The sequence below is a fragment of the Hydrogenophaga sp. RAC07 genome, from assembly GCF_001713375.1.
In the GTDB taxonomy this organism is placed as follows: domain Bacteria; phylum Pseudomonadota; class Gammaproteobacteria; order Burkholderiales; family Burkholderiaceae_C; genus Hydrogenophaga.
Map to the genome: position 1 here is coordinate 2,315,510 of NZ_CP016449.1, position 12,924 is coordinate 2,328,433.

Here is a 12,924-nt window from a genome sequence, read left to right on the forward strand (position 1 = left end):
GGTCAATGCAGGGCGCGGTAGATGGCGTCGGCCAGCTCGGCCGAGATGCCTTCCACGGTGCACAGGTCGTCCACGCTGGCTGACGCCACGCCACGCACACCGCCGAAACGCTGCAGCAAACGCGCCCGTTTCTTCGGCCCCACACCCGGGATGTCTTCGAGCTTGCTGCCGCCGGTGCGCACCTTGGCGCGCTGGGCGCGCATGCCGGTGATGGCAAAACGGTGCGCTTCGTCGCGGATCTGTGCCACCAGCATCAACGCCGCGGAGTCGTGGCCCAGGTAGACCTTCTCGCGGCCATCGGCGAACACCAACTCTTCCAGACCGACCTTGCGGCCCTCGCCTTTTTCCACACCCACGATGAGTGAGAGGTCCAGGCCCAGTTGCTGGAACACCTCGCGCGCCATGCTCACCTGCCCTTTGCCTCCGTCGATGAGCACCAGGTCGGGCATGCGCGGGCCGGTGATGGACTCCGCGGTGGGTTCGGCAGACAAAGCATCCGATGCGTCCTGGTCAGCACGCCGATCGTCCTGAGCCTGTCCAAGGGCGGGCTCAGCCGGAACGGTGAGGTCCGGCGGCGGTACGTCGTCCGAGCGCATCGCCTCGGCGATCTTGCCGTAGCGCCGCAGCAGCACCTGCTTCATGGCGGCGTAGTCGTCGCCGCCGGTGATGCCTTCGATCTTGTAGCGGCGGTACTGGCTGTTTTGCATCTTGTGGCCTTCGAACACCACACACGAGGCCTGGGTGGATTCACCGGCCGTGTGCGAAATGTCGAAGCACTCGATGCGCAGGGTATCGAGCTGGTCGTCGGGCAGCTGCAGGGCATCGGCCAGTGCGCGGGTGCGCGCCTGCTGGCTGCCCTCTTCGGCCAGCAGCCGCGCCAGCGCGATGTCGGCGTTCTTCTGCGCCATCTCCAGCCAGCTGCGGCGGTGCTCGCGCGGGTTGTGCACCGCGCTCACCTTGGCACCTGTTTGTTCGGACAACGCGTCCAGCAGCGGCCGGCCCACCGCGTGGCTGGTCACCAGGATCTGGGGCATGGCAATGCCCAGGTAGTGCTGGGCAATGAAGGCTTCGAGCACCTGCACGGCCACGCGCTCGGCCGGGTCGCCGGTGGGCGCATCGCCTTCTTCAGAAAGCGCGTTGTCGATCGCGGTGGCGTCGTCCACATGCGCGGGAAAATACGGCCGGTCGCCGAGGTGGCGCCCGCCGCGCACCATGGCCAGGTTCACGCAGGCGCGTCCACCATGCACCTTGACCGCCAGCACGTCTACGTCCTTGTCGGACAGGTTGTCCATGGTCTGCTGGTGCAACACGCGCGAGAGCGCGGTCATCTGGTTGCGCAGCTCGGCGGCCTGTTCAAACTCGAGTTTTTCGGCGTGCCCCAGCATGCGCTGTTCCAGCGCATCGAGCACGGCCTGCGTTTCACCCCGCAGAAAACGCTCGGCGTCCTGCACGTCGCGCGCGTAGTCCTCGCTGTCGACCAAGTCCACACAGGGGCCGCTGCAGCGCTTGATCTGGTAGAGCAGGCAAGGCCGCGTGCGGTTGGCAAACACCGTGTCTTCGCAGGTGCGCAGGCGAAACACCTTCTGCAGCAGCGTGATGGATTCCTTGACCGCCCAGGCGCTGGGATAGGGCCCGTAATAGCTGTGACGCCGGTCCACCACGCCGCGGTAGTACGCCATGCGTGGAAACGCGAGCGAGGGCACCGGCATCCTGGCCGAGGTGCGGAAGGTTTCGCGCGTGCCCGTGATCTTGAGGTATGGGTAGCTCTTGTCGTCGCGGAACAGGATGTTGAACTTGGGGTTCAACGTCTTGATGAGGTTGTTCTCCAGCAGCAACGCCTCGGCCTCGGAGCGCACCACCGTGGTCTCCATGCGCACGATCTTGCTGATCATGTGGCCGATGCGCGTGCCGTCGTGGCTCTTCTGGAAATAACTCGACACGCGCTTCCTCAGGTTGCGCGCCTTGCCCACGTAGAGCAGCTGGCCCTGCGCGTCGAAATAGCGGTACACGCCGGGCAGCCCGGGGAGTGCGGCCACTTCGCTGAGCAGTTGGTCGGAATGGCTGGCTGGGATGGGCGTGCTGGACATGGGCGCGTATTGTGCGCGGCCTTGAAAGCCATGCCGCGACAATGGCGGTCATGCGTTGGGACATTTTCTGCAGGGTGATCGACAACTTCGGCGACGTGGGCGTGTGCTGGCGGCTCTCGGCCGAACTCGCACGCCGCGGCGAACACGTGCGCCTGTGGCTCGACGATCCGCAGGCGCTGGCCTGGATGGCGCCCGGCGCACTCGAAGGCCAGGTGGAAGGCATCGAGGTGCTGCACTGGAGCACACCACTGCCCGACGGACAAGCAACCCGGTTGCCCCTGGCCGACGTCTGGATCGAGGCCTTTGGCTGCGAGCCACCGCCCGAATGCATCGACAACCTCGCCACGCGCCTGGCCGGCGGTGCGCGCCCGCCGGTGTGGATCAACCTCGAATACCTGAGCGCCGAGCCCTACGTGGAGCGCTCGCACCGCCTGCCCTCGCCGGTCATGAGCGGCCCGCTGCGAGGACTCACCAAGTGGTTTTTCTACCCCGGCTTCACCGAACGCACCGGTGGCCTGCTGCGCGAGCCCGACCTGCTGCAGCGGCAGGCCACGTTTGACGCCCAAGCCTGGCTGCACGGCCTGGGCCTGCCATCCGCGCAACCCCGCGCCAGCCTGTTCTGCTACGAACCCGCCGGCCTGCCCGAGGTGCTGCGCCAGTCAGCGCAAGCGTCATGGCAATGGCTGGTCACGCCCGGGCGCGCCTGGCGCGCGGCGCAGGCTTCCCCGACCGGCCAGCTGCACGCCCTGCCGCTGCTCACCCAACCCGACTTCGACCACCTGCTCTGGGCGTGCGACCTCAACTTCGTGCGCGGCGAAGACTCGCTGGTGCGCGCGCTCTGGGCCGGCCAGCCCTTCGTCTGGCAGATCTACCCGCAGCACGACGACGCGCACCACGCCAAGCTCGACGCCTTCCTCGACTGGCTGCAGGCACCGCCCACGCTGCGTGCCCTGCACCGCGCCTGGAACGGCATCGGCAGCGCCGCCCCGGTGTGGCCCGACGCCGCGACGCTGGTCGAATGGCGAGCCTGCGTGCTGTCTGCGCGCCAGCGCCTGCTCGCCCAGCCCGACCTGGCCAGCCAGCTGGGCCGCTTCGCACAGGAAAAGCGATAAAATTCGAGGCTTTGCGGAAATCCGGCCCGGACAACACGTCGGCCACCGCTTCCGCCAGCCGTCTGCCTCGCCGCACAGATCGCAGCCATCAGCTAAGTTCCCGGGTGTCCAGCCCACGCCGGGAGCACGCGGCCCAACCGTTGGAACCCTTATGAAAATCGCTCAAGAACTCCGCGCCGGCAACGTCATCATGCACGGCAAGGACCCGATGATCGTCCTGAAAACCGAATACAGCCGCGGCGGCCGTGGTGCCGCCACCGTGCGCCTGAAGCTCAAGGCCCTGCTCAACAACATGGCCACCGAAGTCGTCTGCAAGGCCGACGACAAGATGGACCAGATCATTCTGGACAAGAAGGAGTGCACCTACTCCTACTTCGCCGACCCGATGTACGTCTGCATGGACGCCGACTTCAACCAGTACGAGGTGGAAGCCGAGAACATGGGCGACGCACTGAACTACCTCGAAGACGGCATGACCGTGGAAGTGGTGTTCTACGACGGCAAGGCCATCTCGGTCGAACTGCCCACCAGCGTCGAGCGCGTGATCACCTGGACCGAACCCGCCGTCAAGGGCGACACGTCCGGCAAGGTGCTCAAGCCCGCCAAGATCGCCACCGGCTTTGAAGTGTCGGTGCCTTTGTTCGTTGCGCAGGACGACAAGATCGAGATCGACACCCGCACCGGCGAATACCGCAAACGGGTCTGATCACACGCTGATCGTTCGGTTCAAGAGGCTCCTGCGGGAGCCTCTTTCGTTTGTACCCAACACCCCGCGCCATGGACCTGATCGCCCGCATCACCGACGTCATCATCCCGGTCTTCCTGATCGTGGTCATCGGCTACGGCTACGCGCGCCGAAGCGTGCCCGACATGTCGGTGTTCAACCGCATCGCGCTCGACGTGCTGGCGCCGCTGCTGGTGTATTCGGCATTGGCCTCGCGCGACTTCCGCATGGCCGACCACACCGCGCTGCTGTTCGGCGGCACCGTGCTCATCCTGCTCAGTGGCCTGCTGGCCTGGCCGCTGGCCAAAGCATTCGGCGCACAGCCGCGCACCCTGGTGCCGGTGGTGATGTTCAACAACTGCGGCAACATGGGCCTGCCGCTGGCGCTGCTGGCCTTCGGCCCGGCCAACTTCGGCGCGTCCGTGGCGCTGTTTTCGGTCAGCAACCTGCTGCACTTCTCGCTGGGCGCGCGCATCACCAGCCGCCTGGCGCGCACACGCGACCTGCTCACCAGCCCACTCATGATCGGAACCGCGCTGGGCTTCATCAGCGCACTCACCGAGGTGCGCCCACCCGACGTGGTGCTCTCGGGTTTGAAGCTGCTGGGCGACGCGCTGCTGCCCATGATGCTGTTCGCACTGGGCGTGCGGCTCACCGCCCTCACCCGCTCGGGCCTGGCGCTGGGTTTGCTCGGCGCCCTGGCGCGGCCCATCATTGGACTGGCCATCGGCATTCCGCTGGCCTGGGCACTCGGCCTGGAGGGTGCGGCGCGCGGACAGCTGCTGCTGTTCGCCGCCCTGCCCCCGGCGGTGATGCAGTTCATGCTCGCCGAGCGTTACCACCAGGAGCCCGACAAGGTGGGCGCCATGATCATGCTGGGCAATGCGCTGGCCATCCTGTTCGTGCCGCTGGCCCTGGCGCTCGGACTGTAGTCACACAAGTCACCGACACTGACGATTCAAGGAGCCTCTCATGGAAACCAAACAGAACCTCAACGAACGGCGCCTGGCCGATGCCTGGGCCGAGCTGCAAACCCACGCCAACGAAGGCAATGCCCTGCACGCCGACGCCTACCGCCTCGCCTTTGCCGACCCCGAATTTCTGCTGCGCCGCGAAACACGGGGCATCCGCTTTCAGCTGGAGATGCTCAAGCCCGACCTGGCACAACGTGACGCCGGCATTGAAAACACGGTGGTGGTGTTCGGCAGCGCGCGCTTTCGCGAAGCCAGCGAAGCGCAAGAGATGCTGGTGCGTGCAGAGCGCAGTGGTGAGGCGGCAGATATCGCACGCGCCAAAGCCATGGTGCGCAATGCGCCTTACTACGACCACGCCCGCGAATTCGCCCGCACGGTGGCACGCTACAGCGCCAGCTGCCCCACGGCCGACCAGCTGTACATCTGCACGGGCGGCGGCCCCGGCATCATGGAAGCCGCCAGCCGCGGTGCACACGACGAAGGCGCGCTCAACGTGGGCCTGAACATCGCGCTGCCGCACGAGCAAGCGGCCAACCCGTATGTGTCACCCGAGCTGAGTTTCAAGTTCCACTACTTCGCGCTGCGCAAGATGCATTTCATGATGCGCGCCAAGGCCCTCCTCGCCTTCCCCGGTGGCTTTGGCACGCTCGACGAGCTGTTCGAGGTGATCACGCTGGTGCAATGCAAGAAGGCCAAGCCGGTGCCGATCCTGCTGTTCGGCTCAAGCTACTGGAAGCGCCTGATCAACCTCGATGTGCTGGTGGAAGAAGGCGCGATCTCACCCGACGACCTGGAGCTTTTCCAGTACGTGGACGATCCACAGGTGGCGTGGCAACACATCGTGAAGTTCTACGATTTGAAGACATAACCCCCCGCCGCGCTTCGCGCGTCCCCCCTTGAAAGGGGGGCGCACCCTGGGACCGGCGGAGCCGGATCCTCGGGTGCCTTGGGCAAGACACAGCACTCCGGAGCCAGTCGATCCGGCGCCGGGCCGCCCCAAGCCGGATCAGCCCCCCCCCTGGGGCGCAGCGGACCTCGCACAGCGGGGGAGCGTGGGGGCCAGTTACTCTGTCCAGCCGCCACCCAGGGCTTTGTACAAAGCCACCCGGTTTTGCTGTTGCGCCAGCCGCGTTTGCGCCAGCGCCTGCTGCGTCGTGAACAGCGAACGCTGCGCGTCCAGCACGTCCAGGAAACTCGACACCCCGTTGCGGTAGCGCAGTTCTGCCAGGCGGAAACGCTCGGCCTCGGCCGTGGCCTGCAGCTGCTGGGCCGTGAGCTGGTCGCCCAGCGTGGCGCTGCCGGCCAGCGCATCCGCCACCTCGCGGAACGCGGTCTGGATCGATTTCTCGTACTGAGCCACCGCGATGTCGCGCGCGGCCTTGGCGGAGCCGAGGTTGGCGTTGTTGCGCCCGGCATCAAAGATCGGCAACAGCGCCTGTGGCGCGAGCGTGAAGCCCCAGGAGCCGCTTTCAAACAAGCCCGAAAGACTGCTGCTGGCCGTGCCCGCGCTGGCGGTGAGCGAGATGCGCGGGAAGAACGCCGCGCGCGCCGCACCGATGTTGGCGTTGGCCGCGATCAGCTGCTGCTCGGCCTGACGGATGTCCGGGCGGCGCGTGAGCAGGTCGGACGGCAGGCCCGCCGGCACATCGCGCAGCATGGCTGCGGCGGGCACGGGCGCCACCGGCACAGCAACCGCGTTGTTGGCCGTGATGGCTTCGGGCACGGTGGGAGGCGCGGGCAGCAGTGAGGGTGGCGGCGTCTGGCCCACCAGCAGCGTGAGCGCGTTGAGGTCGAGCGCACGCGCTCTGCGCTGCTGGGCCAGCGCGGACTGCGCGGCAGCCGTGAGCGACTCGGCCTGGCGCAGGTCCAGCGCGGAAGTGGCGCCGTTGTCAAAGCGCAGCTGGCTCAGTCGCAAGGAGTCCTGGCGGGTGGCGACGGTGCGCTGGGTCAGGGCCAGCAGCTCGTCGTTGGTCTGCAGGCTCAGCCAGGTGCTGGCCACGGCCGCCACCAGACTGGTTTGCGCAGCGTGGCGCGCCTCTTCGCTGGCGAGGTACTGGGCCAGCGCCGCCTCTTTGAGACTGCCGAGGCGTCCGAAGAAATCGATCTCCCAGCTGCTCAGGGCCAGGCCCACGCTGTAGGTGCTGGCGATGCCGCCATTGCCATCGGGCTGGCGGTTGCCGGCTGCGGCCAGGCCCACCGACGGGAACTGGTCGGCGCGGCGGATCTGGTACTGCGCACGCACCTGCTCGATGTTGAGCGTGGCCACGCGCAGGTCGCGGTTGTTGGCCAGCGCCAGCGCGATCAGGTCGCGCAAGCGGGCATCGCCCACGAACTCGCGCCAGGCCATGTTGTCGCCTTGGGCCGCGACGGGTGCGGCTTGACCGGGGAAGGTGGCGGCCACGGGTGCGGCGGGGCGCTCGTACCTGGGCGTGAACGAACAGGCGGAGAGCGCAAGAACCGCGAGGCTCAGGGCTCCGAAGCGAAGGTGGCTCATCTCAGTGCACTCCGTGTTGTTGCGCCTGCTCGGCATCACGCTGGCGTTGTCGCTCGCTGCCTTTGAACAGCGTGCGCACCACCACAAAGAAGATCGGCACGAACACGACCGCCAGCACCGTGCCGGTGAGCATGCCGCCGATCACGCCGGTGCCGATGGCGCGCTGGCTGGCCGAGCCTGCGCCGGAGGCCAGGGCCAGCGGCAACACGCCCAGGGTGAACGCCAGCGAGGTCATGACGATGGGGCGGAAACGCAGGTGGGCTGCGGCCAGCGCCGACTCGATCACGCCCTTGCCCTGCGCCTGCAGGTCTTTCGCAAACTCGATGATCAGGATCGCGTTTTTCGCCGACAGACCGATGATGGTGATCAGCCCCACCTGGAAATACACGTCGTTCGAGTACCCGCGGAACAAGGTGGCCAGCAGCACTCCGATGACACCCAGCGGCACCACCAGAATCACCGACAGCGGGATCGTCCAGCTCTCGTAGAGCGCGGCCAGGCACAGGAACACCGCCAGGATGGCGAAGGCGTAGAGGACGATGGCTTGTGAACCTGCCAGCTTTTCCTCACGCGTCTGACCGGTCCACTCGTAGCCAATGCCTTGCGGCAGCTGGGCCGCCAGCCGTTCCATCTCGGCGATGGCGTCGCCGGTGCTGGCGCCGGGCGCTGCGCTGCCGCTGATGCGCATGGACGGGTAGCCGTTGTAGCGCACCGTCTGCATCGGACCGGTGATCCATTTGGTGGAGGCAAACGCCGAAAGGGGCACGGCCTGCGCCTTGTTGTTGACCACGTTCAGGCGCAGCAGGTCGTCGGGTTGCATGCGCGCCGGCGCGTCGGCCTGCACCACCACGCGTTGAAGGCGCCCCGCATTGGGGAAGTCGTTCACGTAGGTCGAGCCCAGCGCGGTACCGATGGCCGCGTTGATCGCATCGAACCCCACGCCCAGCGCATTGGCCTTGTCACGGTCGATATCGATCTGCAACTGCGGCGCGTCTTCCAGTCCGTCCGGGCGCACCTGGGCCAGCACCTTGCTTTGCGACACCAGGCCCAACAGCTGGTTGCGCGCGCCCAGCAGCGCCTCACGACCCAGACCTCCCCGGTCTTGCAGGCGGAAGCTGAAGCCGGAAGACGAACCCAGTTCGGGAATGGGAGGCGGGCTCAGCGGCAAGATGAACGCATCGCGCACACCCGAGAGCGCGCCGAACGCCCGGCCGGCCACCGCCTGCGCCGAGCTGCCCTCTGCCGTCCGTTCCTTCCAGTCCTTGAGCGTGATGAAGGCCAGCGCGGCGTTCTGGCCCTGGCCGGAGAAGCTGAAGCCGAGCACGCCGACCATGCTCTGCACCTCGGGCTGCTTGAGGATGAAGCCCTCCACCTGTTTGATGACTTCGAGCGTGCGCTCCTGCGTGGCGCCGGGCGGCAGCTGCACATTGACCAGCATCGTGCCCTGGTCTTCACCGGGCAGGAACGAGGTGGGCAGGCGCATGTAGACCACCACCGCAGCGGCGACGATGGCCAGGTAGATGACCAGGGTGCGGCCGGCGCGCGGCAGCAGCTTGGCCACGCCCCCTTCGTAGCCCTTGGCGGTGCGCGCAAAGCCGCGGTTGAACCAGCCGAAGAAGCCCTTCTTCTCGTGGTGGTGACCGGCTTCCACCGGCTTGAGCAGCGTGGCGCACAGGGCGGGTGTGAGCGAGAGAGCAAGAAACGCCGAAAACGCGATCGACACACCCATGACCGCCGAGAACTGGCGGTAGATGTTGCCCACCGAACCGGCAAAGAAGGCCAGCGGCACAAACACCGAGATCAGCACCACCGTCACACCGATGATGGCGCCGGAGATCTGGGTCATGGCCTTGCGCGTGGCTTCCAGCGGCGGCAAACCTTCCTCGCTCATGATGCGCTCGACGTTCTCCACCACCACGATCGCATCGTCCACCACGATGCCGATCACGAGCACCATGCCGAACATGGTGAGCACGTTGATGGAGAAGCCCATGGCCAGCAGCACGGCGAACGTGCCCAGCAGCGCCACCGGCACCACGATGGTGGGGATGATGGTGTAGCGGATGTTCTGCAGGAACAGGAACATCACCAGGAACACCAGCAGCATGGCTTCGGCCAGCGTGATGGCCACCTGCTCGATGGAGATCCTCACGAAGCGCGAGCTGTCGTAGGGGATCGCCCAGGTCATGCCGGCGGGGAAAAAGCGCTCCAGCTCGGTCATCTTGGCGCGCACCGCGTCGGCCGTGGCCAGCGCGTTGCCGCTCGGCGAGAGCTGCACACCGATGCCGGTGGACGGCTTGCCGTTCAGGCGCGCCGAGGTGGCGTAGGCCTGCGCACCCAGCTCAATGCGGGCCACGTCTTTCAGGCGCACGGTGGCGCCGTCGGCCGTGGCGCGCAGCACCACGTTGCCGAACTGTTCCACATTGGCCAGCTGGCCGTTGACCACCACGGTGGCCGCGATGCTCTGGCCGCCCACGTTGGGCAAGGCGCCGATCTCACCCGCCGAGACCTGCGCGTTTTGCGCGCGGATGGCATTGGTGACATCGGCCGCGCTCAGGTTGTAGCCGAGCAGCTTGGCCGGGTCGATCCAGATGCGCATGGCGCGCTCGGTGCCGAACAGCTGCGCCTGACCCACGCCGGGCAGGCGTTGCAGCTCGGGCACCACGCTGCGCGATGCGTAGTCGCCCAGGGCCACCGGATTCCAGGCGGGGTCGTCGCTGGACAGGATGGCGAACAGCAGGAAGTTGCTGCGCGAGCGGTCCACGCGCACGCCCTGCTGCGTCACGGCAGCGGGCAGGCGTGGCGATGCGCGCGAAAGGCGGTTCTGCACGTCCACCTGCGCCAGCGCGGCGTCGGTGCCGGTCTCGAAGCTCAGCGTGATGCTGCCCGTGCCGTTGGCCTGCGCCACCGACTCCATGTAGATCAGGCCGGGCGAGCCGTTCATTTCCTGCTCGATCACCGACAGCACGCTGTTTTCCAGCGTGGCGGCCGAAGCGCCCGGGTAAGAAGCATTGATGACAATGGAGGGCGGTGCCACCGGCGGGTACTGCGCAATCGGCAGCTGCGTGATGGACACCGCGCCCATCACCATGATGAAGAGCGCGATCACCCACGCGAAGATGGGCCGTTCGATGAAGAATTTCGCCATGTCGGGCGCTCCTTACTTCGCAGCCGCTGGCGCTGGCGCTGTCGCGGCCGGTGCACTGCCGGGCGCTTGCCACGGCACAGCCTTCACCGGCGTGCCGGGCGGCATCATCTGCAGTTTCTGGAAACCGTCGACCATGACCTGCTCACCCGCCTTGAGCCCGTCCAGGATCACCCAGCGACCGTTCTGCTGACCACCAACCTTGACCTTTCGCTTGGCAATCTTGCCTTCGGCGTCCACCACCGACACCGTGTCGCCCTGGGCCGAACGCGTCACCGCCTGCTGCGGCAGCGTGATCGCGTTGCCCGCCGTGGCCTGCTCCAGCCGCACGCGCACGTAAAGCCCCGGCAACAAGCGACCGCCCGGGTTGGGCACTTCGGCACGCAGCGTCACCTGACCGGTGGCGCTGTCCACGGTGAGGTCGGAGAACAACAAACGGCCTGGTTGCTCATAGACGCTGCCGTCTTCCATCACCACCTGCACAGCCGCGGCCTGAGCGCCCGCGCCCTTGAGCTGGCCGCTGTCCATGGCCTTGCGCAACTGGTAGACCTCGGCGGCCGACTGGGTGAAGTTCACATACATGGGGTTGATCTGCTGGATGACGGCGAGCTGGGTGGCTTCACCCTGCCCGACCAACGCACCCTCGGTCACCAGCGAACGGCCGATGCGGCCCGAGATGGGCGCGGTCACGCGCGCATAACCCAGCGTGATGTTGGCGGTCTGCACAGCCGCCCGGCCCGCGGCCACATCGGCCTCGGCCTGTTTCTGCGCCGCCACCGCGCTCGCGTATTCCTGCTGGCTGATGGCGTTTTCCTTCACCAGCGGTGCGTAACGTTCGGCCAGCGCGGTGGCCTGCGTGAGGTTGGCCTGCGAGCGGGCCAGACCGGCCTGGGCGCTCTGCAACGCGGCGGCATACGGCGCCGCGTCGATGCGGTACAGCTGTTGGCCGGCCTTGACATCGCTGCCTTCGCGGAACAGCCGTTCCTGCAGGATGCCCGCCGCCCGCGCCCGCACCTGCGCCACGCGCGAGGCTTCAAGGCGACCCGGCAGTTCGGTCACCAGTCCCACATCACCGGGCACCACCGTGATCACGCCCACTTCGGGCGCAGGCATGGCGCCGGCAGCAGCAGGGGCTTCGGTCTTGCCGCAGGCGCTCAACACCACCGCCAGCGCCAGCACCGACAGGCCTCGCAGCAGGTGGTTTGGGGGAGACGAAACAAACCGGGTGCGCGAGACAGGCGCAGACTTGATGGGGCTCAAGGCGGGCATGGGAATCCTTGGGATGGAAGGGGGGCGAGGCAGGCAAGCAGGCCATGACCTGACTTGTTGATCCATCGCAAAGCGGCGAAGTATACATACATACAAGAATGTATGTATAGTCCTGCGATCACTCAAGGACGTGCTTTCTGGAGACAAACATCATGGTTCGACGCACCAAAGCCGATGCGCTGGTGACCCGCAACACCCTGCTCGATGCTGCAGAGCATTTGTTTCAGGCGCATGGCGTTTCGCGCACATCGCTCAACGACATCGCCACCGCCGCGGGCACCACGCGCGGCGCCATCTACTGGCATTTCAAGGACAAGGCGGACCTGTTCAACGCCATGATGGAGCGCGTGACCATGCCGCTGGAAGGCGCGCTGGCCTGCGCGGCGGGCAAGGCCGAAGCCGCCGACAACCCCCTGCTCTCGCTGCGCGATTCGATGATGAACGCGCTCAAGCAGACCGCCACCGACGAACAGACGCGCCGCGTGTTCGAGGTGGCCACGCACAAGGTGGAGTATGTGAGCGAGATGCAGGCGGTGCGCGACCGCCACCTGCTGGTGCGCAACCAGTGCGTGGCCATGACCGAGAAGGCACTGCGCGAAGTGGTGCGCCGCGAAGACATCAAGCTGCCCATGCCTTTGCCCACCGCAGCCCTGGGCCTGCACGTGATCATGGACGGGCTGATCCAGAACTGGCTGCTGGACCCGTTGGCGTTTGACCTGGAGAAGAGCGGGCGCCACACCATGGACGCCTACCTCGCCGGCCTGGGCTTCAGCCTTCCCGCCGCTCGGGCACCGCGTCGCGCGGCACCGGCGCGCGCGATGCCAGCTTGAGGTGCAGCGCGGCCTGGGCCATGAGGTTGGCCGAGACCGGCGCGGTGATGAACACAAAGAGTGTGATCAGCAGCTCGGCCACACCGGCACGGCCTTGCGCCGCCGCCACCAGAATCGAAGCAATCAATACGCCACCCAGGCCCAGCGTGGACGCCTTGGTGGGAGCGTGCAGGCGCATGTAGAAGTCGGGCAGGCGCGCCAGGCCGATGGCGCCCACGAGCAGGAAGAAGGCGGCGATCACGATCAGGATCGCGGCGGTCCATTCGATGACGGGATGCATGCTGTCTCC

10 protein-coding genes are annotated in these 12,924 nt (G+C 66.9%); 5 read left to right on the forward strand and 5 right to left on the reverse strand.

The window, feature by feature from the left end; translation table 11 throughout:
- Positions 1-2: 2 nt before the first annotated feature.
- Positions 3-2,087, reverse strand: a complete 2,085-nt coding sequence (uvrC, locus tag BSY239_RS10795; protein ID WP_069046852.1) for an excinuclease ABC subunit UvrC — start codon at positions 2,085-2,087, stop codon at positions 3-5.
- Between the two features lie 50 nt (positions 2,088-2,137).
- Here uvrC and earP point away from each other — a divergent pair, with 50 nt between their 5' ends.
- The 4 genes from earP to BSY239_RS10815 all read left to right on the forward strand — a co-directional run bounded on the left by earP (position 2,138) and on the right by BSY239_RS10815 (position 5,765).
- Complete coding sequence (gene earP, locus BSY239_RS10800; protein ID WP_083240186.1) at positions 2,138-3,199, forward strand: elongation factor P maturation arginine rhamnosyltransferase EarP; 1,062 nt, start codon at positions 2,138-2,140, stop codon at positions 3,197-3,199.
- A 151-nt stretch (positions 3,200-3,350) separates the two neighbouring features.
- Positions 3,351-3,905 (forward strand): elongation factor P, encoded by a 555-nt coding sequence (efp, locus tag BSY239_RS10805; protein WP_069046854.1) that lies wholly within the window; start codon positions 3,351-3,353, stop codon positions 3,903-3,905.
- 71 nt (positions 3,906-3,976) lie between these two features.
- Positions 3,977-4,855 (forward strand): AEC family transporter, encoded by an 879-nt coding sequence (locus tag BSY239_RS10810; protein ID WP_069048925.1) that lies wholly within the window; start codon positions 3,977-3,979, stop codon positions 4,853-4,855.
- Positions 4,856-4,895: 40 nt separating this feature from the next.
- Positions 4,896-5,765 carry a TIGR00730 family Rossman fold protein gene (locus BSY239_RS10815; RefSeq protein ID WP_069046855.1) on the forward strand — a complete coding sequence of 290 codons (870 nt, stop codon included), beginning with the start codon at positions 4,896-4,898 and terminating at the stop codon, positions 5,763-5,765.
- Between the two features lie 195 nt (positions 5,766-5,960).
- On the opposite strand, the gene BSY239_RS10820 is transcribed toward BSY239_RS10815, so the two are convergent.
- The 3 genes from BSY239_RS10820 to BSY239_RS10830 are packed head-to-tail and all read right to left on the reverse strand — an operon-like array spanning position 5,961 to position 11,805.
- A complete protein-coding gene (locus tag BSY239_RS10820) occupies positions 5,961-7,391 on the reverse strand; it encodes an efflux transporter outer membrane subunit (RefSeq protein ID WP_069048926.1) in 1,431 nt (476 codons plus the stop codon).
- A gap of 1 nt (position 7,392) precedes the next feature.
- Complete coding sequence (locus BSY239_RS10825; protein WP_069046856.1) at positions 7,393-10,539, reverse strand: efflux RND transporter permease subunit; 3,147 nt, start codon at positions 10,537-10,539, stop codon at positions 7,393-7,395.
- Positions 10,540-10,551: 12 nt separating this feature from the next.
- Positions 10,552-11,805: an efflux RND transporter periplasmic adaptor subunit gene (locus BSY239_RS10830; protein WP_083239923.1), complete on the reverse strand. Its 1,254-nt coding sequence runs from the start codon at positions 11,803-11,805 to the stop codon at positions 10,552-10,554.
- A 152-nt stretch (positions 11,806-11,957) separates the two neighbouring features.
- Between BSY239_RS10830 and BSY239_RS10835 the strand changes: the two genes are divergently transcribed.
- On the forward strand, positions 11,958-12,635 hold the full coding sequence (locus tag BSY239_RS10835; protein ID WP_172823096.1) for a TetR family transcriptional regulator: 678 nt from the start codon (positions 11,958-11,960) through the stop codon (positions 12,633-12,635).
- Here BSY239_RS10835 and BSY239_RS10840 read toward each other — a convergent pair.
- A complete protein-coding gene (locus BSY239_RS10840) occupies positions 12,574-12,915 on the reverse strand; it encodes a Na+/H+ antiporter subunit G (RefSeq protein ID WP_069046858.1) in 342 nt (113 codons plus the stop codon). The genes BSY239_RS10835 and BSY239_RS10840 overlap by 62 nt on opposite strands.
- Positions 12,916-12,924 lie beyond the last annotated feature (9 nt).

Excerpts from the sequence above, each read along its gene's own strand:
- uvrC (WP_069046852.1), bottom strand. The coding sequence starts at position 2,087 with ATGTCCAGCACGCCCATCCCAGCCAGCCATTCCGACCAACTGCTCAGC.
- earP (WP_083240186.1), top strand. The coding sequence starts at position 2,138 with ATGCGTTGGGACATTTTCTGCAGGGTGATCGACAACTTCGGCGACGTG.
- efp (WP_069046854.1), top strand. The coding sequence starts at position 3,351 with ATGAAAATCGCTCAAGAACTCCGCGCCGGCAACGTCATCATGCACGGC.
- BSY239_RS10810 (WP_069048925.1), top strand. The coding sequence starts at position 3,977 with ATGGACCTGATCGCCCGCATCACCGACGTCATCATCCCGGTCTTCCTG.
- BSY239_RS10815 (WP_069046855.1), top strand. The coding sequence starts at position 4,896 with ATGGAAACCAAACAGAACCTCAACGAACGGCGCCTGGCCGATGCCTGG.
- BSY239_RS10820 (WP_069048926.1), bottom strand. The coding sequence starts at position 7,391 with ATGAGCCACCTTCGCTTCGGAGCCCTGAGCCTCGCGGTTCTTGCGCTC.
- BSY239_RS10825 (WP_069046856.1), bottom strand. The coding sequence starts at position 10,539 with ATGGCGAAATTCTTCATCGAACGGCCCATCTTCGCGTGGGTGATCGCG.
- BSY239_RS10830 (WP_083239923.1), bottom strand. The coding sequence starts at position 11,805 with ATGCCCGCCTTGAGCCCCATCAAGTCTGCGCCTGTCTCGCGCACCCGG.
- BSY239_RS10835 (WP_172823096.1), top strand. The coding sequence starts at position 11,958 with ATGGTTCGACGCACCAAAGCCGATGCGCTGGTGACCCGCAACACCCTG.
- BSY239_RS10840 (WP_069046858.1), bottom strand. The coding sequence starts at position 12,915 with ATGCATCCCGTCATCGAATGGACCGCCGCGATCCTGATCGTGATCGCC.